The organism is Stenotrophomonas sp. YJH_SMC_43, from assembly GCF_059372535.1.
This window is the reverse complement of sequence record NZ_JCAFVQ010000003.1, coordinates 978,098-1,001,100: the sequence shown is the minus strand read 5'-3', so window position 1 is coordinate 1,001,100 and position 23,003 is coordinate 978,098. Positions and strand designations below refer to the sequence as shown.

The 23,003-nt window shown below is 67.0% G+C and carries 21 protein-coding genes; 12 read left to right on the top strand and 9 right to left on the bottom strand.

The window, feature by feature from the left end; all coding sequences use genetic code 11:
* Window positions 1-40: 40 nt before the first annotated feature.
* From AC5QAH_RS16765 to AC5QAH_RS16750, 4 genes are all read left to right on the top strand, one after another.
* A complete protein-coding gene (locus AC5QAH_RS16765) occupies window positions 41-1,462 on the top strand; it encodes an FAD/NAD(P)-binding protein (protein WP_049454196.1) in 1,422 nt (473 codons plus the stop codon).
* Between the two features lie 9 nt (window positions 1,463-1,471).
* Window positions 1,472-3,664 carry a DNA helicase II gene (gene uvrD / locus AC5QAH_RS16760; protein ID WP_049454194.1) on the top strand — a complete coding sequence of 731 codons (2,193 nt, stop codon included), beginning with the start codon at window positions 1,472-1,474 and terminating at the stop codon, window positions 3,662-3,664.
* A gap of 106 nt (window positions 3,665-3,770) precedes the next feature.
* On the top strand, window positions 3,771-4,097 hold the full coding sequence (locus tag AC5QAH_RS16755) for a low molecular weight protein tyrosine phosphatase family protein (protein ID WP_049454192.1): 327 nt from the start codon (window positions 3,771-3,773) through the stop codon (window positions 4,095-4,097).
* Between the two features lie 106 nt (window positions 4,098-4,203).
* Entirely contained in the window at window positions 4,204-4,758 is a 555-nt protein-coding gene (locus AC5QAH_RS16750; RefSeq protein WP_010482356.1) for a hypothetical protein, read from the top strand.
* 81 nt (window positions 4,759-4,839) lie between these two features.
* On the opposite strand, the gene AC5QAH_RS16745 is transcribed toward AC5QAH_RS16750, so the two are convergent.
* On the bottom strand, window positions 4,840-4,986 hold the full coding sequence (locus tag AC5QAH_RS16745; protein WP_021203516.1) for a hypothetical protein: 147 nt from the start codon (window positions 4,984-4,986) through the stop codon (window positions 4,840-4,842).
* Window positions 4,987-5,169: 183 nt separating this feature from the next.
* On the opposite strand from AC5QAH_RS16745, the gene AC5QAH_RS16740 reads away from it, so the two are divergent.
* Window positions 5,170-5,616: a universal stress protein gene (locus AC5QAH_RS16740; RefSeq protein ID WP_005420335.1), complete on the top strand. Its 447-nt coding sequence runs from the start codon at window positions 5,170-5,172 to the stop codon at window positions 5,614-5,616.
* A gap of 132 nt (window positions 5,617-5,748) precedes the next feature.
* Here the strand turns inward: AC5QAH_RS16740 and AC5QAH_RS16735 are convergent, their stop codons facing one another.
* Window positions 5,749-6,033 carry a DUF2782 domain-containing protein gene (locus AC5QAH_RS16735; protein ID WP_005411628.1) on the bottom strand — a complete coding sequence of 95 codons (285 nt, stop codon included), beginning with the start codon at window positions 6,031-6,033 and terminating at the stop codon, window positions 5,749-5,751.
* Between the two features lie 98 nt (window positions 6,034-6,131).
* Here AC5QAH_RS16735 and polA point away from each other — a divergent pair, with 98 nt between their 5' ends.
* Together polA and AC5QAH_RS16725 are read left to right on the top strand one after the other, a co-directional pair.
* The gene (polA, locus tag AC5QAH_RS16730; RefSeq protein ID WP_019337919.1) at window positions 6,132-8,906 is read left to right on the top strand and encodes a DNA polymerase I; all 2,775 of its coding nucleotides are present in this window, start codon (window positions 6,132-6,134) and stop codon (window positions 8,904-8,906) included.
* Window positions 8,907-9,234: 328 nt separating this feature from the next.
* Window positions 9,235-9,714 (top strand): DUF421 domain-containing protein, encoded by a 480-nt coding sequence (locus AC5QAH_RS16725; RefSeq protein ID WP_049454188.1) that lies wholly within the window; start codon window positions 9,235-9,237, stop codon window positions 9,712-9,714.
* A gap of 78 nt (window positions 9,715-9,792) precedes the next feature.
* Here AC5QAH_RS16725 and AC5QAH_RS16720 read toward each other — a convergent pair whose 3' ends face one another.
* The 7 genes from AC5QAH_RS16720 to AC5QAH_RS16690 all read right to left on the bottom strand — a co-directional run bounded on the left by AC5QAH_RS16720 (window position 9,793) and on the right by AC5QAH_RS16690 (window position 18,541).
* On the bottom strand, window positions 9,793-11,313 hold the full coding sequence (locus AC5QAH_RS16720; protein ID WP_010482346.1) for a hypothetical protein: 1,521 nt from the start codon (window positions 11,311-11,313) through the stop codon (window positions 9,793-9,795).
* 95 nt (window positions 11,314-11,408) lie between these two features.
* A complete protein-coding gene (gene hemF / locus AC5QAH_RS16715; protein ID WP_010482345.1) occupies window positions 11,409-12,305 on the bottom strand; it encodes an oxygen-dependent coproporphyrinogen oxidase in 897 nt (298 codons plus the stop codon).
* A gap of 54 nt (window positions 12,306-12,359) precedes the next feature.
* Window positions 12,360-13,976, bottom strand: coding sequence for a hypothetical protein (locus AC5QAH_RS16710; RefSeq protein WP_049454186.1), 1,617 nt, complete (start codon window positions 13,974-13,976; stop codon window positions 12,360-12,362).
* Between the two features lie 37 nt (window positions 13,977-14,013).
* Entirely contained in the window at window positions 14,014-15,132 is a 1,119-nt protein-coding gene (locus AC5QAH_RS16705; RefSeq protein ID WP_049454185.1) for a hypothetical protein, read from the bottom strand.
* Between the two features lie 32 nt (window positions 15,133-15,164).
* Window positions 15,165-15,725, bottom strand: coding sequence for a hypothetical protein (locus AC5QAH_RS16700; protein ID WP_049454183.1), 561 nt, complete (start codon window positions 15,723-15,725; stop codon window positions 15,165-15,167).
* A 30-nt stretch (window positions 15,726-15,755) separates the two neighbouring features.
* Window positions 15,756-16,175: an NUDIX hydrolase gene (locus AC5QAH_RS16695; RefSeq protein WP_049454181.1), complete on the bottom strand. Its 420-nt coding sequence runs from the start codon at window positions 16,173-16,175 to the stop codon at window positions 15,756-15,758.
* On the bottom strand, window positions 16,172-18,541 hold the full coding sequence (locus AC5QAH_RS16690; protein WP_049454179.1) for a S9 family peptidase: 2,370 nt from the start codon (window positions 18,539-18,541) through the stop codon (window positions 16,172-16,174). Before AC5QAH_RS16690 ends, AC5QAH_RS16695 begins: the two co-directional genes overlap by 4 nt.
* Before the next feature lie 167 nt (window positions 18,542-18,708).
* Between AC5QAH_RS16690 and AC5QAH_RS16685 the strand changes: the two genes are divergently transcribed.
* From AC5QAH_RS16685 to AC5QAH_RS16665, 5 genes are all read left to right on the top strand, one after another.
* Window positions 18,709-19,038 carry a hypothetical protein gene (locus AC5QAH_RS16685; RefSeq protein ID WP_010482336.1) on the top strand — a complete coding sequence of 110 codons (330 nt, stop codon included), beginning with the start codon at window positions 18,709-18,711 and terminating at the stop codon, window positions 19,036-19,038.
* A 37-nt stretch (window positions 19,039-19,075) separates the two neighbouring features.
* The gene (locus AC5QAH_RS16680; RefSeq protein ID WP_159360740.1) at window positions 19,076-19,729 is read left to right on the top strand and encodes an RNA polymerase sigma factor; all 654 of its coding nucleotides are present in this window, start codon (window positions 19,076-19,078) and stop codon (window positions 19,727-19,729) included.
* Window positions 19,726-19,941 carry a hypothetical protein gene (locus AC5QAH_RS16675; protein ID WP_049413155.1) on the top strand — a complete coding sequence of 72 codons (216 nt, stop codon included), beginning with the start codon at window positions 19,726-19,728 and terminating at the stop codon, window positions 19,939-19,941. The genes AC5QAH_RS16680 and AC5QAH_RS16675 overlap by 4 nt, the downstream gene beginning before the upstream one ends.
* A 471-nt stretch (window positions 19,942-20,412) precedes the next feature.
* Window positions 20,413-21,711 (top strand): FtsX-like permease family protein, encoded by a 1,299-nt coding sequence (locus AC5QAH_RS16670; RefSeq protein ID WP_043399574.1) that lies wholly within the window; start codon window positions 20,413-20,415, stop codon window positions 21,709-21,711.
* 1 nt (window position 21,712) lies between these two features.
* Window positions 21,713-22,912 carry an ABC transporter permease gene (locus tag AC5QAH_RS16665; protein WP_049454173.1) on the top strand — a complete coding sequence of 400 codons (1,200 nt, stop codon included), beginning with the start codon at window positions 21,713-21,715 and terminating at the stop codon, window positions 22,910-22,912.
* The last annotated feature ends 91 nt before the right edge of the window (window positions 22,913-23,003 follow it).

The window sequence follows — 23,003 nt, the reverse complement described above, 5'->3', positions numbered from 1 at the left end:
CGGTAACCGCCCGCTTCGGCAATCCGGCCTGTCATCGCCGATGGCCTACAATCGGTGCATGACTGATTCACCGCGTAATGGCGAACTGGACCTGGCGATCATCGGTGGTGGTGCGGCGGGGGTGCTGGTGGCGATCCAGGTACTGCGCCAGGCCCACGCGCCGCTGGCGCTGGCCATCTTCGAACCCGCCTCGCAGCTGGCCCAGGGCATCGCCTATGCCACGCCGTGGCCGGAGCATCTGCTGAACGTGCCGGCGGCCAAGATGAGCGCGTTTGCCGACCATCCCGGCGATTTCCTCGATTACCTGATGGCCGCCAACGCCTACCCGGGCGAGGCGCGCGAGGTGCTGGGCGAGCGCTACGTGTGCCGCCACTTCTTTGCCGCCTACCTGCAGCAGCGCCTGCAGGACACCGTGGCCGCCAGCCCGGCGCAGCTGCAGGTGATCGCGCAACCGGTGCTGGGCCTGCAACCGGATGACCACGGCTACCAGCTGGCACTCGGCGATGGCGGCACGCTGCACGCCGCGCAGGCGGTGCTCGCCACCGGCAACAGCATGCGGCCGCTGCCGGTGGCCGGTGCCGAGGCACTGCCCGCCGACGACGTGATCGAGGCCTGGGACTACGACGGTGTGCGTACCTTGGCCGGCGAACAGGCCGTGGCCATTGTCGGCTCCGGCTTGAGCATGGCCGACACCGTGCTGGCGCTGGTCGCCGCCGGTCACACCGGGCCGCTGCATGTGATCTCGCGTCATGGCCTGCTGCCGCTGCCACACGCGCACGGCGGCCTGCCCAGCTTCGATCCGGCGATGCTGCTGCCGATGAACCTGCGCCAGCGCCTGCGCGCGCTACGTGGGTTCGCGCGTCAGGCGCAGGCCGACGGCTTGCCATGGCAGAGCGTGATGGACCGTATCCGTCCGCACGGGCAGGCGCTGTGGTGCAGCCTCGATGAGGCCGACCAGCGTCGTTTCCTGCGCCATGTGGTGCGCTACTGGGACGTGCATCGCCACCGCATCGCCGAAGAGGTGGACGCGCAGCTGCAGGCCCTGCAGGACAGCGGCCAACTGCGTATCCACCGGTCCCGCCTGCAGCGCGTCTGGCGCGACGGCGATGCGCTGCAGTTGTCGGGCCGCGATGCCTCCGGCAATGAACAGCAGTGGACGATCAGCGGTGTGATCAACGCCACCGGCGTCGAAACCCGCGCCAGTGCGCTGCGCAATCCGTTGCTGCAGCAGCTGCAGGCCGATGGGCTGGCCCGCCCCGGCCCGCATGGGCTGGGCCTGGACAGCACGGTGCCGGGCGGCCGCCTGCGCGCCGCCGGTGGCCAGCCGCAGGCGCGGCTGGGCGTGCTCGGCAGCCTGCGCATCGGCAGCCTGTGGGAAAGCCTGGCGGTGCCTGAACTGCGTCAGCAGGCGCAGGCGCTCGCCACCGAAGTGATCGCAGGAGCCGCGACGGCGATGCCGTAAAATGGGGGCATGGATGTCTCCCACCTGCTTGATGGCCTGAACCCGGCCCAGCGCGAAGCCGTCTCCGCTCCCCCCGGCCACCACCTGGTGCTGGCCGGTGCCGGTTCCGGCAAGACCCGCGTACTCACCCACCGCATCGCCTGGCTGCATGAAGTCAATGGCGTGCCGACCCACGGCATTTTCGCGGTGACTTTCACCAACAAGGCGGCCGGCGAGATGCGCCACCGCATCGACGCCCAGCTGCCCCATGGCAGCCGCGGCATGTGGATCGGCACCTTCCACGGCCTGGCCAACCGCCTGCTGCGCCTGCACTGGCAGGACGCGAAGCTGCCCGAAGGCTTCCAGGTGATGGATTCGGACGACCAGCTGCGGCTGGTCAAGCGCGTGGTGCAGGCGCTGGAACTGGACGACGGCAAGTACCCGGCCAAGCAGATCGCGTGGTGGATCAACGCACAGAAGGACGAGGGCCGTCGCCCGCAGCACATCCAGCCCGAGCCGCACGATGCGTGGCTGGAAACCATGCGCCAGGCCTACATCGAGTACCAGGCGCGCTGCGACCGCGCCGGCCTGGTCGACTTCGCCGAGCTGCTGCTGCGCGCGCACGAACTGCTGCGCGACAACCCGGCGCTGCTGTCGCATTACCGCGCCCGCTTCCGCGAGATCCTGGTGGACGAGTTCCAGGACACCAACGCCATCCAGTACGCCTTCGTGCGCGTGCTGGCCGGCGATTCCGGCCACGTGTTCGTGGTCGGCGACGATGACCAGGCCATCTATGGCTGGCGCGGTGCCAAGGTCGAGAACGTGCAGGGCTTCCTGCGCGACTTCCCGGGTGCGCAGACCATCCGCCTGGAGCAGAACTACCGCTCCACCGCCAACATCCTCGGTGCCGCCAACGCGGTGATCGCGCACAATCCCGACCGCATCGGCAAGCAGCTGTGGACCGACAGCGGTGACGGCGAGCCGATCGATCTGTACGCGGCGTACAACGAGATGGACGAGGCGCGCTACATCGTTGAGCGTGCCCGCCAATGGGTGCGCGACGGTGGCAGTTACACCGAAGTGGCCGTGCTCTACCGCAGCAACGCGCAGTCGCGCGCGCTGGAAGAAGCGCTGCTGAGCGAACAGGTGCCGTACCGGGTGTATGGCGGCATGCGCTTCTTCGAGCGTGCCGAAATCAAGGATGCGCTGGCTTACCTGCGCCTGCTGTCCAACCGCAACGATGACGCCGCCTTCGAGCGCGCGGTCAACACGCCCACCCGGGGCATCGGCGACCGCACGCTCGACGAAGTGCGCCGCGAGGCGCGCTCACAGGGCATCTCGTTGTGGGAAGCGACCATGCTGGTCACCCAGGGCAACGCGCTGGCCGCACGCGCGCGCAATGCGCTGGCCGGCTTCCTGGGGCTGGTCAACGAGCTGCAGGCCCAGACCGTGCACATGACCCTGGCCGAGCGCGTGGAACACGTGCTGGCCCGCTCGCAGCTGCGCGAGCACTGGAGCAAGGAAAGCCGCAATTCGCTGGATTCGGAATCGCGTACCGACAACCTCGACGAACTGGTCTCGGTGGCGTCGCGCTTCGTGCGCCGCGCCGACGACGTCGAGGAAGTGGGCGAGGACATGGACGAGCTGGTCGCGTTCCTGGCCTATGCCGCGCTGGAGGCCGGTGAAGGCCAGGCGCAGGCCGGCGAGGACGGTGTGCAGTTGATGACCCTGCATTCGGCCAAGGGCCTGGAATTCCCGCTGGTGTTCCTGGCGGGCATGGAAGACGGCCTGTTCCCCAGCGCACGTTCGCTGGAAGAAAGCGGGCGGCTGGAGGAAGAGCGCCGCCTGGCCTACGTCGGCATCACCCGCGCGCGCCAGAAGCTGGTGCTGAGCTATGCCGAATCGCGTCGCATCCACGGCCAGGACAACTACAGCCTGCCCTCGCGCTTCCTGCGCGAGATTCCGCGCGAGCTGCTGCACGAAGTGCGCCCGAAGGTGCAGGTCTCGCGGCCGGCCTCGATGGGCGCCAGCCGGGTGATGGGCCATGCCTCGATCGAAGCACCGCCGATCAAGCTCGGCGCGCTGGTCACCCATCCCAAGTTCGGCGAAGGCATGGTGACCGACTACGAAGGCAGCGGCGCCCACGCCCGCGTGCAGGTCGAGTTCGCCGACGCCGGCAGCAAGTGGCTGGTGATGGCCTACGCCAACCTGACGGTGATCTGATCACCGTCGGGGGGGCAGGAATTCCTGTAGAGCCGAGCCCATGCTCGGCTGCTTTTGGCGGAGAAAACCAGCCGAGCATCGCTCGGCTCTACCAAGGTGAGTACGCATGACCCGCAACGTGCTCTTCCTCTGCAGCCAGAACCGCCTGCGCAGCCCGACGGCCGAGCAGGTATTCGCCGATTGGCCGGGCATCGAGACCGCCTCGGCCGGGCTGCTGGCCGACGCCGAGGAAGTGCTCAGCCCCGAGCTGCTGCAGTGGGCCGACCTGGTGTTCGTGATGGAACGCGCCCACCGCAACCGGCTGTCCAGCCGCTACAAGGCGTGGTTGAACGGCAAGCGAGTGATCTGCCTGGATATCCCTGATGACTACGAGTACATGGACCCGGTGCTGGTGGAGTTGCTGAAGCGCAAGGTGACGCCGTTCCTGCGTTGACAGGCTGTTGTAGAGCCGAGCCCATGCTCGGCTGCTTCTGGCGCGAAAAGCAGCCGAGCATGGGCCTGGCTCTACAATAGGCTCCACATCTTCCAGGAACGCCCCCATGACCGAACCTACGCTGCACGTCACCGTGAAGTTGAACGCCCGGCTGCAGCCGGAGCATCGCCACGAGCTGTTCGAAGATCCGCTCGACGCGCTGCTGCAGGCGGCCCAGGTGGGCGAGCTCACCGGCGGCGGCACCGCGATGTCGGATCTGGGTGAGGTCGAATACGGCGACATCGAAGTGGCGCTGGTCGATGCGAGTGGCGTGCCGAAGCTGATCGACCTGCTGGAGCAGTTGGGTGCACCGAAGGGCTCGAAGATCCACGGCGCGGGCGAGGCCGACCGCAGCTTCGGCGTGACCGAGGGCCTGGGCATCTATCTGGATGGCCTGAATCTGCCGGACGAAGTCTACGAACAGTGCGATTCCAACCACGTATTCGAACAACTGTCGGAGAACATCGACGGCCTGGGCGAGATCTGCAGCTGGTGGCAGGGCCCGACCGAAACCGCGCTGTACATGTATGGCGAATCGTTCGAGGCGATGCGTGATGCGATTGCCGAATTCGTGGCCAGCTATCCGCTGTGCCAGAACGCACGCGTGGTGCAGATCGCCTGAGGGTGGGCCTGATGTAGAGCCGAGCCCATGCTCGGCTGCTTCGTCCGCAGCCGAGCATGGGCTCGGCTCTACAGGAGCAGGTTATCGGCCGGCTGACTGCCGGGCGTTGTCGCGCTGGGCAAGATCCTTGCCCAGGTAATAGCCGCCGCAGAACAGCACGAAGGCGGCGCTGAGGCTCCACAGGATGATCCTGAGGGTGCTTTGTGATGTCGGCTTGCTGTCCTGCATGCGGGTTCTCCCAGGGCGGCCCGATACCGCTTGGTCAGCATGCGCCGCGGTCAGTGGGTACGCAAGCCGGCGGTGCGCACACGCCGCTGCGCGGCGCCGGATTGATCCTGCTCAAGGCGCAGCCTGCACATCCGGTGTGTAATGGTGTCGTTCCCATCTGGCAGATCGCCACGGAGCCCCACCATGTACAAGCGCATCCTGATTGCCACCGACGGGTCCGAGCTGGCCGACAAGGGCCTGGCCAAGGGCCTGGAGCTGGCCAAGGACCTCAATGCCGAGGTCGATATCGTGACTGTGTCCGAGCCGTGGGCCGTCGGCATGTACGACGCCATGGGCTGGAGCGTGGGCTACATGAACAGCCCGGAGTACAAGGCCGACCGCGAGGAAGGCGCGCAGAAAGTGCTGCAGCCGGCGCTGGCCAAGGCCGCCGAGCAGGGCATTACCGCCAACCCGGTGCATGTGCTGGACCGTTACGCGGCCGACGGCATCATCGAGACGGCGGCCGAGCGCAACAGCGACCTGATCGTGATGACCTCGCACGGCCGCCGGGGCGTGACCCGCGTGCTGCTGGGCAGCCAGACCGCTGAGGTGCTGGCACGCAGCACGTTGCCGGTGCTGGTCATCCGCTGATTCAAGCGTTCCCGGGGAGGGGACCCGACGCCGGCCGCAGGATGCGCGCCGGCGTTGTTTTTTGTGGGGGCCGGGGGTGAATCCACGCATGGCGTGGATCTACTGGATCGCAGGGATCCGACCCCGGTCAGATCACCAGCTGTACAGCTTCCAGTACACCGGCGACACGCCATCCTTGTCGTTGTCGAAACGGCCGTCGCCGTTCTTGTCGTACATGTAGAACGGGGCACCGCGCGACGGGGTCACCTTGACCATGCGCAGCTGGCCGGACACGCGGTATTCCTCGATGACATCGCCGTTGTCCATGGTGCGCTTGGATACATCCGCGCCCTTGACGTCCACCGGGGGAGCGCCCGCACCACCCATGCTGGCGCAGCCAGCGAGCAGGAGCAGGGAAGCCAGCATCAGGGTCTTCATCGGCGGGGGCCTTTGCCTGGAAAGAGCCTTGATTATGCCCCATCGCCGGGCGCCTGCCGTGTCGCCGCGATGCAGGCACGGGCGCGTAGAATCGACCCATGAGCAGATTAGTCCTGATCGACGGGTCCAGTTACCTGTACCGCGCGTTCCACGCGCTGCCGCCCCTGTCCAATGCACAGGGTGAACCCACCGGCGCGCTGTTCGGCGTGGTCAACATGCTGCGCTCGACGCTGAAGGAACGCCCGGCCTACGTGGCGTTCGTGGTCGATGCGCCCGGCAAGACCTTCCGCGATGACCTCTACGACCAGTACAAGGCCAACCGCCCGCCGATGCCCGATGAGCTGCGCAGCCAGGTCGAGCCGATGTGCCGCATCGTCGAAGCGCTGGGCATCAGCATCCTGCGCATTCCCGGCGTGGAAGCCGACGATGTGATCGGCACGCTGGCCCTGCAGGGCGTGGCGCAGGACCTGAAGGTGACCATCTCCACCGGCGACAAGGACTTTGCCCAGCTGGTGCGCCCGGGCATCGAGCTGGTCAACACCATGACCGGCAGCCGCATGGATTCGGACGCGGCGGTGATGGAGAAGTTCGGCGTGCGCGCCGACCAGATCATCGACCTACTGGCGCTGATGGGCGATACCGTCGACAACGTGCCGGGCGTAGAGAAGTGCGGGCCGAAGACCGCCGCCAAGTGGCTGGCCGAGTATCAGCACCTGGATGGGGTGATGGCGGCCGCGCCGACCATGAAGGGCAAGATCGGCGAGAACCTGCGGGCGGCGCTGGAGCGGCTGCCGCTGAACCGCGAGCTGGTGACCATCCGCACCGACGTGGAGCTGGACGCCAGCCCGACCATGCTGGCCCTGCGCGAGCAGGACGTGCCGGAGTTGACCGAGCTGTATGCGCGCTACGGCTTCACCCAGGCGCTGAAGGAGCTGGGTGCACCGCTGCCGGCGCCGACGGCCGCCAGCGAAGCAACGCCAAGCCTGCGCGGTACGGCAGCAGGCTTTGCCCGCGGCAGCGCCGAGGCACCGGCAGCGGGCACGCTGGATCCGGCGCTGGCCGCGCCAGGTGAATACGAGACCGTGCTGACCGCCGAGCAGCTGCAGGCCTGGGTCGAGCGCCTGCAGCAGGCGGACCTGATCAGCTTCGATACCGAAACCGATGCGCTGGACGCGATGCGTGCGCGCCTGGTCGGCGTCAGTCTGGCGGTCGAGCCGGGCAAGGCCGCCTACATTCCGGTCGGCCACGATTACCCGGGTGCGCCGGCCCAGCTGCCGATGCAGCAGGTGCTGGATGCGCTGCGCCCGATGCTGCAGGACCCGGCGAAGAAGAAGCTGGGCCAGCACGGCAAGTACGACCTGCACGTGCTGCGCCGTCACGGCGTGGACGTGCAGGGCTACCACGACGACACCATGCTCGAGAGCTTCGTGCTCAACTCCACCGCCACCCGCCACGACATGGATTCGCTGGCCCTGCGTTACCTGGGCTACAGCACCATCAAGTTCGAGGACGTAGCCGGCAAGGGCGCCAAGCAGATTCCGTTCTCGCAGGTGGGCATCGACGAAGCCAGCCGCTATGCGGCCGAGGACGCCGACATCACCTTGCGCCTGCACCGCGCGCTGCAGCCGCAGCTGCTGGCCGAACCGGCACTGGACAGCGTGTACCGCGACATCGAGATGCCGCTGGTGCCGGTGCTGACCAGCATCGAAGCCAACGGCGTGCGGGTCGACACCGACGAACTGCGCCGGCAGAGCCAGGACCTGTCCTCGCGCATGCTGGCGGCGCAGCAGAAGGCCACCGAACTGGCTGGGCGCAGCTTCAACCTGGATTCGCCCAAGCAGCTGCAGGCGGTGCTGTTCGACGAGCTGAAGCTGCCGGCGGTGGTGAAGACCCCGAAGGGCCAGCCCAGCACCAATGAAGAGGCACTGGAGGCGATTGCCGACCAGCACGAGCTGCCGCGCGTGATCCTGGAGTACCGCGGGCTGGCCAAGCTGCGCAGCACCTACACCGACAAGCTGCCGGAGATGGTCAACCCGGACACCGGCCGCGTGCATACCAGCTACCACCAGTCCGGCGCCGCCACCGGCCGCCTGTCCTCGTCGGACCCCAACCTGCAGAACATCCCGATCCGCACCGAAGATGGCCGCCGCATCCGCCGCGCGTTCATCGCCCCGGAGGGCTTCCAGCTGCTGGCCGCCGACTACTCGCAGATCGAGCTGCGGATCATGGCCCACCTGTCCGAGGACCCGGGCCTGGTGCGTGCCTTCGAGCAGGGCGCCGACGTGCACCGTGCCACCGCCGCCGAGGTGTTCGGGCGTACGCTGGAAGAGGTGACCCCGAACGAGCGCCGCGCTGCCAAGGCGATCAACTTCGGCTTGATGTACGGCATGAGCGCCTTCGGCCTGGCCCGCAACCTGGGCATCGACCGCGGCCAGGCGCAGGACTACGTGGCGCTGTACTTCAGCCGCTACCCGGGCGTGCGCGACTTCATGGAGCGGATGCGCCAGCAGGCCCGCGACCAGGGCTATGTAGAGACCCTGTTCGGCCGCCGCCTGTACCTGAACGACATTCATGCACGTAACCAGGGCCTGCGCGCCGGCGCCGAGCGTGCTGCGATCAACGCGCCGATGCAGGGCACCGCCGCCGACATCATCAAGCGCGCGATGGTGGACGTGGACCAGTGGCTGCGCGACAGCGGCGCACCGGCACGGATGATCCTGCAGGTGCATGATGAACTGGTGTTCGAAACCGAAAGCAGTTTCGTTGAAGACTTGCGTTTGCAGGTGGTGGAGCGCATGTCGCAAGCGGCCAAACTGCGCGTGCCGCTGGTGGTCGATACCGGCATCGGCAAGAACTGGGACGAAGCACACTGAGGGTGTTTCAGGCCGAAAACGACGTGAATTCGTTCATTCGTCAGAGGTTTCTGACTCGATCATGAATGTTGCCCTGATCGAGGTTCATTAAATTGGGCCCCTTCACGAACCGTTAGTGTTCGGAGTGCTTCTATAACTCTCGACAGGCGCAACGCCTGTTGTGGATCTCTCCCATCCCCTGGAGCAGATCTCGGAACGGGGACTCCTCCCCAAGTGCCCGTTCCCCGGCCCCGTTGACCTCCCCCTGGTCAGCGGGGCTTTTTATTTGCGCCGTTGCCAGACGCCATGGCCTGCGCCACGCTGGGCCACCGCTCCGCAGGGGAAGACCATGCCCGACCTGTTCGCACTGGCAATGCCGTGGTGGGAGTTCATCCTGCGCGCGGTGGTGGTCTATGTCGTGGTGCTGGGCATGGTCCGGCTCAGCGGCAAGCGCCCGCTGGGGCAGATCACCCCGTTCGACGTGCTGCTGGTGGTGCTGCTGGGCAATGCGGTGCAGAACGCGCTGCTGGGCACCGATACCTCGCTGGGCGGTGGCCTGCTGCTGGCCGCAACCCTGATCCTGCTCAACTATGGGGTAGGCTGGGTGAGTACCCGCAGCCGGCGGATCGAGCGCCTGGTTGAAGGAGAACCCGTGGTGATCGCGCGTGATGGGCGCCTGTTCGACGCCGTTCTGCGTCGCGAGCAGGTCACGCGTGCGGATTTCGAGGCCGCTATGCGCCAGCAGGGCGGCCTGGGCGTGGAGGATGTCGAGCTGGCCCTGCTGGAGATCAACGGGCACATCACCATCATTCCGAGGAAGAGCACCTGACCTTGTAGAGCCGGGCCCATGCTCGGCTGCCTTGCGTCCGGAGCCGAGCATGGGCTCGGCTCTACAGGTGCATGAGCCTCAGGGCGCGGCTTCGGCCTTAAGCGCCGGCCAGTTGCGGGTGGCGTCCACATCACAGGCCACGTGCGTGCCTTTGCCATCCTTCGCGCAGATCGCAGCCATGGCTTGCGGGATCTTCGGGTCTGCGGTGTGCGAATACACCGCTGCCAATGCCAGGCACCCTTCGCGCACGCCCGCGCCGCACAGCGTCTCGAAGTAGGGCAGCGACGCGGCCCATTTTTCGGACTCGAACAGCGCTTCGCCGGCCACCTTGCAGCCGAGCAGCTTGCCATCGGTGCAGCAGGCCTTTGCGCCGTCCTTGCGTGCCAGGGTCGGGCAATCCAGCGGCAGCGGAATTTCCACGAAGGCCACAGGCGGCTTGCAGCTGGCGCTGCCTGTGGTCGGCTTGCGCTCGTAATAGGCAAAACGGTCGCCGCTATCGATGCTGGCCAGGTTGCCGTTCTGCAGCAGCTGCAGAACGAAGTCGCTGCCGACATCGCGACGGATGAAGATACGGCCGTCCTGCAGGCGCGCGCGCATGCGCTGGTCGCGACCCTCGGCCTCAACCAGGCCGCCATCAAGGAAGCGCAGCTGCGAGAGCACGCCGTATTCGGCTTCAAAGCTGCCACAGGGCAGTGCGGTGGCCGGCACCGGGGCCAGTGCAGCGGCCGGTGCGGTGGCCAGGCTGGCAAGTGCCTTGGCGCGGCCGCAGGCCACGCCGTCCGCGCGCTGCGCGCACGACAGCTGCAGTGCTTCGTGGGCCTGTGAAAGGCGTCCACCACTCCACAGCACCTCGGCAACGTCGGCGCAGAAGGTCTCGCCGTGCTGCTGCCGGCACAATGCGGCCAGCTCATCGAGCTGCGCCGACGGCAACGCAGGGTCGACCGCATGCTGCAGCCCGAGCAGGGACTTGCCGATCATCTCCAGCCCGATCACCTCGGCGATCGCCCGGCAGCCCTCGGCGTTGAAGGATGCGGAATCCTCCTTGCAGATCTCCGGTTTCGGCGGCTCGGCTCGTGCAGGCGCGGGGACTGCGTCCTTGGCCCGCTGCTGGTAGGTCTCCAGCAACCGCATGCAGGCTGCGCCCACGCCCTCGGCACACCAGGCGTGCAGTTTCACGGGTGCGGCCTCCGGCAGCGCCTCCAGGCACTCGGAGGTGTTCATCACGCAACCGTCTTCGATGGGCTCCGGCATCGTCTTGCAGGCGGCGGCGTGCTCACGGGTGAACTCGCGATAGGGCGTGCTGATCGTGCGGTCGTTGTCCGAGAAGTACCAATTTTCCAGCTGGCCCGTGGACAGGTTGCCGGTACCCAGCACGTCCTCCTGGCGGGCGATGCGCAGCTCCTCTGTCGCCTGGTAGGGGCCGGACAGGAAGCCGTGGCCTTCGCTCTCGAGGGTCAGCGTGGTGTTGCCGCTGCTGTCCTTGTAGGTGCCGCAGGCCATCGACTGCGCAGCGGCCGGCAGGCTGGCCGAGGCCAATGCAAGCAACAGCAGGGAGCGCCAGCCCGCAGCGCGGGGGCGAAGGGAAACAGCAGCAGGCATGGGGTCATCCTTGAAAGAAGTGGGGCAGGGCCTGTCCGGTGCGGGGCGCACCGCAGGCGGGGAAGGCACCACGCGTCAGGCGTGGCGCCGGAAGATCAGAGCCAGTCGCGCGGCACCAGGTAGTCGGCCAGGCGCGCCTCGGCGCTGCCGGCCTCCGGGCTGAAGCCGTATTCCCAGCGCACCCGCGGCGGCAGGCTCATCAGGATGCTCTCGCTGCGGCCACCGCTCTGCAGACCGAACAGCGTGCCGCGGTCATAGACCAGGTTGAATTCCACATAGCGGCCGCGACGGTACAGCTGGAACTCGCGCTCGCGTTCGCCATGCGCGGTGTCCTTGCGCTGCTGCACGATCGGCAGGTAGGCCTGAAGGAAGCCATCGCCGACCGCACGCAGGTAATCGAAATCGCGCTCGAAGTCGCCGTGCAGGTCGTCGAAGAACAGGCCGCCAACGCCACGCGTTTCATTGCGGTGGCGCAGGAAGAAATACTCGTCGCACCAGCGCTTGTGCGCGGCATAGCGTTCCTCGCCGAACGGCGCACACAAGTCGCGTGCGACCCGGTGCCAGTGCTGCACGTCTTCGTCGAACGGATAGAACGGCGTCAGGTCGAAGCCGCCGCCGAACCAGCTGGCCACCACTTCACCGTCGCGCTGCGCCTGGAAGAAGCGCACATTCGCGTGGGTGGTCGGCACGTAGGGGTTGAGCGGGTGGAACACCAGCGACACGCCGGTGGCGCGCCAGGAGGCGCCGGCCAGTTCCGGGCGGTTGGCCGAGGCCGACGGCGGCAGGCGGCTGCCGGCCACGTCGGAGAAGCCGATGCCGGCCTGCTCGAACACCGCACCGTCACGCAGCACGCGGGTACGCCCGCCACCGCCCTCGGCCCGCTGCCACAGGTCTTCCTGGAAGCGGGCCTGGCCATCGACGGCCTCGATCGCCGCACAGATGCGGTCCTGCAGGTCGGTGAGGTAGGCGCGCACGCGCTCGAATTCGTTCATGGCGCGTACTTTACCGCAGGGCCCGCCCGAAGCTGCGGACAGGCCCTGACCGGCTCAGCGCTTGCGGTTGGGGTTGCGCGGTACCGGAAGGTCGTCCACCGCCGCCTCGTCACCCGCCTTCTGCAGGGCACCGCCCAGCGTGATCAGCTCCCAGTTCTGGGTTTCGAGCACGTCGCAGGCCACATGCAGGCCGCTGCGGTCGGCCTTGCACAGCTGTTCCAGGATTCGACGCGCGTCCACCTCCGCACCGTTGCCTTGTGCGGTGACCAGATTCTCGCAACCCTCGCGGACACCGGCACGGCAGACCGTTGTGTAGTGCTCGACGGCCTGCAGCCAGTGCCCGGACAGCGCAAGACGGTTGCCGAGAATGTTGCAGCCCTGCAGCTTGCCCTGCGCGCAGCAGGCGTCGGCACCGTCCTCGTTGGTCAGTGCCAGCGGGCAATCCTGTGGCAGTGGCAGCACCCTGAACTGCTTCGGCGCACTGCACCGGGTCGGGCCCTCCCCGGTGGGGACGAACACCTGGAAGCGGGTCCAGTTATCCAGGCCCAGCAGCTGCCCGCCGGGCAGCGGGCGCAGCACGAAGTCGCCGTCCCGGTCGTGGTGGATGCGGATGTCGCCCGCTTCGACGCGCGCGCGAAGATGGCTGCTCCAGCCCACACCGACCAGGCCGGCATCGCCGAAATCCAGCGTGTCCATCAGGCCGCCGTCGGACCGGTAACTGCCACAGGGCAGGGCCGTTGCCGGCTGCGGTCGCAACGATGCACCCACCGCCTGCAGCGCAGGCAGGCGTTCGCAGCTGGCGGTGTCGTTGCCGGGTGTGCAGGCCGCAGCCAGGGCCTGCACCGCCTGCAAGTGGTCTCCTGCCTCCCAGGACAGTTCAGCCACGCGGGTGCAGAAGCCGCCATGGGATACCTCGCGGCACAGCTGCAACAGCTGCTGGCGCCGCTCGGCCGGAATGATCACCGGCGCGGTCGGCGCTGCCATCGTCACCACGGCTTCGGTCATGGCTGCCGTCATCGCCGCCTTGACCAGCTGCTCCTGCACTGCGGGGGCGGCCTCGAGTGCGGCGGCACACGCCGCGGTTCCCTGCTCGAAGCCACCGTCGTCACAGGCGGCGGGGAGTTTGATGCCGGACAGGGCGGCGTCCAGCGCTGCCTTTGCCAAAGCGGGATCGGCCTCGACCGTAGGTTTGGCCTCCTCGTGCCAACGATCAGCCAGTTGCAGGCACATGCCGGGCACGCCTTCCCGGCACCCTGATTCCAGCGCGGCCGGGGTGGCTTCGCGACGGTTGTCCAGGCACGCCGCCGCATCGGCCAGGCAGCTGCCTTCAGCCGGCGCGGCGGCTGCGGCGCACTGTGCAGGGGCCTGCAGGATGTAGACCGTGCCATCCACCTCGACCGTCCGGCCACGATCGCGCACCTGCAGCGCGCTGGGCAGGCCGTACTCCAGGTTCACCAGTTGCAGCTTTCCGTCGATCTGCTGGAACGCGACCGGAGAGGGCGCACTGCCGAAGTGTTTCTGCTCGCCGCGGTTTGGCGAGCTGATGCGCAGCGTACCGCTGCCTTCGTCGGCCTTGAACATGCCGCATTGCGGTGACTGTGCGGCGGCCATCGGCGCGGCCAGCAGCAGCGCCCAGGCCAGCCAGCGGCGGCGCGGTGCGGGTGAATGCATGTCGTCTCCTTGACGATCGAACGGAAAACTCCAGGCGCTACGGCGAACCACGGCCCTCGCGCGGGGGCGTGCATTGTGCCGTGCCGGGCACCGGCTGGTAACGCTGATATCCCGTCTGCGCATCCATACCAAGCAGGTCGCCATTGCCGAGCTGACGCAGCAAAAGGGCTTCGCCGTTCTGCTGCAGGTGGATCGCGCCGTCATGCAGACGGCCACGCGCGCCATCACCGAAGTCGAGCCTGTCGATCACGCCACCGTCGGCCTGATAGCGGCCGCACGGCACCCGCTGGGCCGGGACGAGGCGCAGGTCCGCGCCGAGATCGCGCAGCGGTGCGATGCGTTCGCAGGCACTGATGCGGCCTGCATCGCAGACCACCTGCAGGGCCTGCACCGCCAACGCGGGTTCCAGCGCGATCAACTGCTGTTCGGCCACTTCGACGCAGAAGCGACCACTGCGGTGCTGCAGGCACAGCTGCTGCAGACGATCGCGTGCAGCGGCCGGAAGCGGTGAATCCAGTGCGTCTTCGTCTTCCTGTTGCAGGCGTTCACCCACCCGCTGCATCGCGGTGGCCAGCGCATCACCGGTCAGCGCCTCGCAGGCCTGCGGGTCATGCTCGGGCGTGTGTTCGCGGCAGGCGGACGGGCGCTCGAAGAGGGCGGCGCCGGTGTCACCAGCGGCTGCGGCGTTGCCATCGCGCAGTTGTCGCAACAGCGCCGAGCAGCCCGCGCCAACGCCTTCGCCGCACGCGCGCTGGGCCTGGCCGGGAGAGGCCGTGGGCAGCTGCGCAATGCAGTGGCTGCCGGCGGCGCGACAGCTGCCGTCCATCGTGCTGGGCTCGACGGTGCAGGCACGGGACTGGCGCAGGGTGTAGGTCACCACCCCGTCGTCCTCGATGCGCTGGCCACCGGCACTGATCCGGATCGGCTCCGCCACGCCATCGTCGAGCATGACCAGGCGCGTCTGCGCCGCACTGCGATCAACCCACAGCGGCTGCGGCTCGCTGCCGTCATCGTGGTGGTAGCCGCTGCTGGGGGTGGTGAACACCAGCGCCATGCCGCCATCGGCGCTGCGGTATTCGCCACACTGCAACGCGTCGGCGCCGGCTGGCAGCGCGGCGAACAGCAGCAGTGCGGGGAGAAGAGCCTGCAAGCGCATGCGACGGTCCTTGTCGTGCGGAAAAGGGGGACTCAGTGGAAACGTGAGCGGATGTCCGGCCGCAGCAGGCGCCAGGCCAGCCAGCCCTGCAGGCCGAGGAACACAAATGACATGGCCACCACGGTCAGCGTGATCAACCAGCGTTTCAGATGGAGTTCCTGCTGCAGGAGGGCGTCGTCGGAGAGAAACGGGATGACGTCACGCATGAACACGTCCAACCAGCCGGCGATCGCAAAGTTGGTCAATGCGCTCAGCAGCAGGATCACCACAAAGCTCCACAGGCCCCAGCTGCGCTCGCGCAGCAGGCCCCAGCTGGCCAGGGTCGAGGCCAGGCACAGCAGCGCGACGATCAACGACGCGGCCACCGGATGCGCCAAAAGCCAGATCAGGCTGTGCAGGTGCTGGTCTTGCACTTCCCTCTCAACCAGATGCCAGATCGGAAGGTTGTGCAGCGGCCACAGCAGCAGTCCCTGCATCACGAAGTAGACCGTGAGCAGCAGTGACAGCCAGAACGAGGCCTGTGCGATCGGGCGCACCCAGGCGTGATAGGCCGGCTGGACCAGCGAAGGAATCGGCGGGATCGACATTGACATCCGGTGTCCTTGCAATCGGTGCCCGCGCGGTCAGCGGGCCGTCACCCGGGTGGCGACCGCCGGCAGGATATGGTGTTCGCTCAAGGGTGCCAAGGGCAGGCCATGCGGTGGTTGCAGCGGCACCCAGGCCAGTTCGGCGATCTCGGCGCGCGCCTGTGGCGTGCCGTGCACCTGCACCCACCAGGCCTGTGCCTGTACGCGGTGGCCAGGCTCATTCACCGCCCAGTCCTCGAACGTGCCCAGCGCAGCCGCTGAAGCCGTACGCAACTGCACGCCCAGCTCCTCGTCCAGCTCGCGGGCCAGCGCCTGCAGAGGCGCCTCGCCGGGTTCGGGCTTGCCGCCCGGCTGGATGAAGCGGCTGGCGCCCTGCTTGCGCACCACCAGCGCCTGGCCGCGGTCATCCAGGATGACCGCGGCCACGATGTGGATCGTGGCCGCGGCGTTGCTCACTTCAGGTTCTGCTCGAACAGCTTGAGGATGCGCTTGTACTGGTCCAGCCAGGAATCGGCACGGGTGTAGCCGTGGCGTTCCAGCGGGTACGGTGCGATCGACCAGTTGTCCTTGTGCAGTTCGATCAGGCGCTGGGTCAGGTTCACCGAGTCCTGGAAGAACACGTTGTCATCCATCATGCCGTGGGCGATCAGCAGGTTGTCCTGCAGGTTCTGCGCGTACTCGATCGGCGAGGACACGCGGTACGCCTCCGGATCGATGTCCGGGGTGTTGAGGATGTTGCTGGTGTAGCCGTGGTTGTACTGGTGCCAGTCCACCACCGGGCGCAGCGCGGCGCCGGCCTTGAAGGTGCCCGGCGAGCGGAACAGCGCCATGAAGGTCATGAAGCCGCCATAGGAACCACCGTAGATGCCGGCGTGGTCGCGGTCACCCTGCTGGGTGTCGACCAGCCAGTCCAGGCCGTCCTTGTAGTCTTCCAGTTCCGGGTGGCCCATGTTGCGGTAGATCGCCGTGCGCCAGTCGCGGCCGTAGCCCTCGCTGCCGCGGTAATCCATGTCCAGCACGATGTAGCCCTTCTGCACCAGCAGGTTGTGGAACATCTGCTCGCGGAAGTAGGCCGGGTAGCGCTGGTGCACGTTCTGCAGGTAGCCGGCGCCGTGCACGAACATCACGATCGGGTACTTCTTCCCCGGTTCCTTGTTTTCCGGTTCGTAGTACTTGGCCCAGACCACGCCGGCACCATGCTTGGACGGCACTGCCACCAGCTTCGGCTGGATCCACTGGCGCGCCTTGTAGTCGGCGGTGCGGGTGTCGGTCAGCACGCGTGTCTGGCCACCGGCACTGGGCAGCACGGCCAGCTGCGGCGGCAGGTAGGCGCCGGAGTAGCGCACCAGCAGCTGCTGGCCGTCCGGCGAAAGCGAGAAGTCTTCCACGCCGTTGAGGCTGGTCAGCTCGCGCACCTGGCGGCTGCCGGTGTCGACCGCGCAGACTTCGTAGTCATGTGGCGCCTGCTGGTTGCACAGGAAGTAGAAGCCCTTGCCATCGGCCGACGGCACCGGCGCCGAGGTTTCCCACTTGCCGCTGGTCAGCGCCTGCGGCTTTGCGGTACCGGCCTGGGTGTACAGGTGCGAGAAGCCCGATTCCTCCGACAGCAGCCACAGCGTGCGGCCATCGGCCATCCAGCCGAAATCGTTGAAGCCCCAGTTGATCCAGGCGTTGTCGGTCAGGCGGTGGCGGTTCTGCACGCGGCCGTCGGCAGCGTTGACGCTGATGATCCAGCGGTCCTTGTTGTCGTTGGCACGCAGCATCACCGCAGCTTGCTGGCCGTCGGCGCTCCAGCGGATGCCACCGCCCATGAAGTCGCTCATCACCTGCAGGCTGCGCTCGCCCTTCAGCGCGTCCTTGCCGGCCTTGCGGCGCAGCTCGGCCAGCGGATCGGTGCTGATGCCCGGCAGGCCAGCCAGCGAAACCTTCTCGGCCTTGCCGGTGCGCACGTCCACGTACCACAGGGTATGCGGTTCGAAGCCGTTGCGGCCGACGCGGGTGCGGGTGTCTTCGGTTTCCTCGTAGCCCGATTCGGTCACGTACAGCGGCATCTTGCCGCCACGGCCGTCATCGAAGTCCTTCGGCTTGGTCACCACGATCAGGTGGGTCAGGTCCGGCGACAGCACGCTGTCGGCGATCTCCACGTCGGCGCCCAGGTACACCGGGCCCGGCGCGCGGGTCGGGTCGGCCTGGCGCCAGCGCTGGTCCTGGTCCTTCAGTGCTTCGCGCTGGTCACGGTCGCGGCGCAGGGTTTCCAGCGTGCGCAGCTGCTGGTCGCGCAGCACGTCGGCCTTCGGTGCCGTGCGCGGATCCTTCTCGGCCTTCAGGCTGGCCACCTGCTGCACGCCGCTGGCGGCGGTCCAGTGGAACCAGTTCTGGCCGACGCGCCAGATCACGCCGTTGTCGGCGGCGAAGTTCACGTTGCCCGCGCGCTCGTTACTGCGGGTCAGCTGGGTCAGCGCGCCGCTGCGCAGGTCGCGCACGAACACGTCGCCATTGCGCACGAAGGCGCTGCGGCTGCGGCTGCGGTCGTAGACCGGCTCGGCCACGTCCAGGGTGCCGCGCTGGTCATCGGCGACCTGCGCGGCCACGCCACCGGCCAGCGGCTGGCGGAAGGTATCGCGCACCGGGCTGCCGCTACGCTTGAGCTGGTATTCCACCTGCTGGCTGTTCCACGACCACCAGGCCTTCTCGACCGGCGGACCGATCCAGTCCGGGTCGGCCATGGCCTGTTCGATGGTGATCGGCGTCGGCGCGGCATGCGCAGCCGGTGCGGCCAGCACGGCCGACAGCAGGAGGGACAGGGGCAGCACTCGGGACATGGGCGGACGGCACCAGAAGAGGAAACCGGCCAAGGGTACCAGCCGCCCCGGCCCGGGGCAGGGGCCACAGGTCATGGCAGCGGGATTGGCAAAGTGGTGCAACCGGTTGCCGTGGTCGCGCATCCATTCTCCTGAACCCGCATCATCCACCGAACAGGAGCCCGACCATGCAGGAACTGATCCCGATCACCCTCTTCATCTGCATCGCCTACGCGATCCATGCCATTGCCGATGCCCGCGCCCGCAGCAAGCTGGTGGCTCCGCACGTGCCGGAGGAAGTGATCCGCTCGCTGGCGGTACTGGAAGAAGAACGCCGCCGCCAGGGCGCGCTGCGCTGGGGCATCAGCCTGGTCAGCCTGGCCGTGGCAATGGGCCTGCTGGAGGCGATCGGTGCACGCGAACTGACCTTCGGCGCCGCCGCCGCGATGGTCGGCAGTGCCGGCCTCGGCCAGCTGCTGGCCTGGCACTTCACCCGTCCTGCCGCGCGCAAGGGCTGAGCCGGCCCATGCCATGGGCACAGGGGGCGCTCCATAGATGAGCCTGCTCGGCGAAGCATTGTCGGCACTGCGGGGCCATCGCCGCCACGATACGGCGGCGACGGCGGCACCCATCGAACCGCTGGATGCGGACCAAGCCTTGGTGCGGGCCATCATCGACGGCTCGCAGGCGGCCTTCGCGAAGCTGGTGGAGACCCACCAGCGCACCTGCGCGCATGTGATCGGGCGCATGGTGGGCGACCGTGATCAGGTGGCCGACCTGCTGCAGGAAACCTTCCTGGCCGTGTTCCGCCAGCTGCACCGGTTCCGCTTTGAATCCTCTTTGCGCACTTGGGTTTCACGGGTGGCTTACACCACGGCGTTGCAGCACCTGCGCCGGCGACGGTTGGAGGCGCAATGGATGGTGGCGGTGGAAGTACCCGAGGAACTGGGTATTGGCGATGAAGGGCCGGGGCCGGCTGAACTGAGCGAGGCGCTGCAGGCTGGTCGCCATCTTGGCGCGGCGCTGGAACGGCTGAGTGCACCGCAGCGGCTGATCGTCGGCCTGCATTACCTGGAGGATTTCGATCTGGCCGAGATCGAGCAGGTGACCGGGCTGGCGCGCGGTACCATCAAGAGCCACCTTCACCGTGCGCGCCAGGTCCTGAAGCAGGAACTGACGCGGCATGCCGCCGCCGGAGAACTGCTGTGAATCCACCGACCGACCCTCGCGATGCGGAAGAGCGCGCGCTGGCGCAGGCGTTGCGTGAGCAGGCGCAGCAGGAACAGACACCGGATGTGAGCGAGGCGCTGCAGAAGCGCATCGCCGCTGAGTCGCGCGACAGTGGCGTGGGGTATGTGGTGGTGCAGGTGGTGTTGCTGGGGGCGTTGGTGGCAGGGGCTGTCTGGTACTTCTGGCGCTGACAGGACGTGGTGATGCGGTAGACGCATTCTGCGTGGTCTGCAAGACCAATGACCTGGAATGAGGACTCGTGAAACTCACGAGCTTCATCAAGATGTGGTGATTAGCGCCATGACGAGTCGTGATCGCGCCGCCAATCGTAGGCTGATGTTGCCGACAATGATTCTGAGCTCTCAACCATCTTGAGGATAGTTGCAGAGTTCCATTCCGCTATTGAGGTTCATGTGCGTCCTGGGGAACTCTCGGTCGTCGGCAATCGCTGACGCAGGTCATAGCTGGGGAGGCTTGGACCTGTTCGCGTTCCATCAACTTCAACGGAGATGAGTCATGTCGAAGATCGACAAGTCTGTGCTGCCCGTGCATTCAGCCCGTATCTGGCCACCCTTGGCGATCCAGTGAGAAGCAGGGATCTGCTCCTGCGTGGGATGCCGATCGCGTCTGTCTAGGCACAGGGTCAACTCCATGGAGGGTGTGTGATCTTCTATTACGTTTCTCTGTCGCTTAAGCGCTTTCGGCAGCGCCTCCGGACGCACATTGCCGTCGCTCTCATGCTCGGTGCGGGAGTGGGAACCGCCATGGTGATGCTGTCCATTGTGCTGCAGGCATCCTCCGATCCGGTCCCGGGACGCAGCGGGTCGCTCTTCCGTCCACACCTGGACGTGCGCCCGGGAGCACAGCACGCGGCGGCACCTGATCCTGGGCAGGGGTTGACCTGGCCTGATGCCAAAGCCCTGCTGGACCAAGGGTATGCCTGGAATCAGGCGGCCATGGCCGGTGGTGCCGTGACCCTGCTGAAACCCGGGCAATCAAGCGCCCGGCTGCGTGCCAGATACGCAACGTCAGGAGTGTTCGGCGTGCTCGGGATCACTCTGGTGCAAGGGCGATCGTGGACGGCGGAGGAAGGGCAGGCTGGAAGTCGGATCGCTGTGCTGTCACGGGCACTCGCAGCGGTCGAGTGCCCGGCCGGATGCATCGGTCATCCGCTGGAGCTGAGCGGGCGCACATACACGGTTGTCGGCGTGGCGGAGGACTGGCATCCGGTGCCGATGTTCCAGGGAGACGTGACCCGTCGTCCTTTCGTGGAACCCGATCAGATCTATCTACCGGTTGAAACTGCCATTGCGGACGGATTGACCGTGGTCGACGGCGTGGCGGTCTGGGGCGGTGGGGAGGGAGTGGACCTTGCTGGCCCGCAGGCGTCCTGGCTGCAACTGTGGACATGGTTACCGACAGTGGATGACGTGTCTGGATACCGCGCGATGCTGAACGCGTACGCGCAAGCCCGGGATCTGCAGGTTGACCCGGACAGCGATCAGGTCGGGCTCTGGCCGCTGATGGCGTGGCTGGACCGACAGGGGCTGGTCCCTGAACGCACCCGGAAACAGCTTCATCTGGCACTGCTTCTGCTGGTGGTCTGCATCGTCAATGCAGCCGCGCTGCTGGGATTCAGCCTGGGCGCGCGCCGTCGCGAGCTTGCGATACGTCGCGCGCTGGGTGCCCGGCGGGGGGATGTTTTTGCCCAGCTCATGTGGGAATGCGCATCGTCGGGATTGGCCAGTGCTGCATTGGCGGCCATTGCGTATGCGGTGGGCATGCGGCTGGTGGCGACAGGGGAGGTGCTTCCGTCGGCCATCACTACGCTGGACCCCGCGTCCGTACTGATGGCAGCCGGGGTTGGGTTCGCGACAGCGCTGTTGTGCGCGTTCATCCCCGCGCTGGAAGTCTGCCGGAGCGGATCGCTGTCGCGGTTGTTTGCAAAGGGAGCGGCGTGAAATGCTGGATTCAATGCAGGAAGTCCGCAACCACCTGGGCCGCGCGTCGCTGCTGTTTGTACAGGCCGCACTGGCCAGCCTGGCCTGCGCCTTTGCCCTGCAGTCTGCCGCAGATGGTTTCTCACGATTGAACACGCGGGGCATCGAGGGAGCACAGGCGATCGGTGTCATCCGGGTCTCCGATATCGAAGAGAGGGTGGCGCCTTCGTTGGTGCGATCGGACCTCTCCGCCATCCAGCTCCCTGGCGTCCGGCAGGCGGTCGCCAGCGATTCGGTTCCGTTCGGAGGCAGGGCCCATCATTACGGTGCATGCACCAGTGATGCAGCCATGGCACACGCCATGGCGGCTGGCAGCAGCGACGTGGCAGGCTGTGATCGCATTCCCGTGATAACCGCCAGCCCAGGCCTGTTGACGATGCTGGGGACACAGGTGGTGAAGGGGCGTTTGCCGGCAGACCATGAGGCGACCGACGGCGCGCCGGTCGTGCTGATCAGCGAGGCATTGGCCGTCCATCTGTTTGGCTCGGAGAGCGCCGTGGGTCGTCAGTTGTACTTCGGGCCGGGAAGCAGCAGGGTGATCGTGGGTGTGTTCTCGTCCATCGTCGGGCCTGCGCCAAGTGGAAACGATCGGGACTCGCAGTGGGCGCTGTTTCCCGGTTTTCCAACCGGTGCGAGCCGCTATTACCTGATCGGATCCCACGCGGAGGTGGATCGCGTGTTGCTTGACCGCACCGTTGAGGCGCTGCGGCAGCCCTATCGCGTCGTGAATCCGACAGGCGTTGACACGTTGGCCGGATATCGCGATGCCTACCTTCGTGCAGACCGCTTCACGACGGCCATGCTCGCTTTCATGGCAGCGGTGGTCCTGGGTGTGCTGATGGCCGGCGTGTCCGGCGTGGTAGGCGCATGGCTGGAGCGTAGGCGGCGCTCCATCGGTATCCGTCGAACGTTGGGTGCGCGCGCATCGGTGATCTTCACGGAGATCATCTTCGAAGTCAGCATTTTCACCATTCCTGGCGCCGTGCTGGGCGCGTGTTCGCTGTACCTGTTCTGGTCGCCCGAGGAACGAAGCTCGATATCGTCGTGGCTGACAGGGTTGATGGCGTTCATGTTGGTGATGGTGGCGAGTCTTGCTGCCCTGCTGCCCCGTGCATGGCGAACGGTGCGGGAGGAGCCATTGGCGTTGTTGAAGCCGTTCTGATTCGTTCGCCCGTGAGCCCAGCTCCACCTGCGACAAAGTGAAGCAGCGCGTCACCCGGTCGCATCCCACCTTAACGAAATCCTCCTAAAGT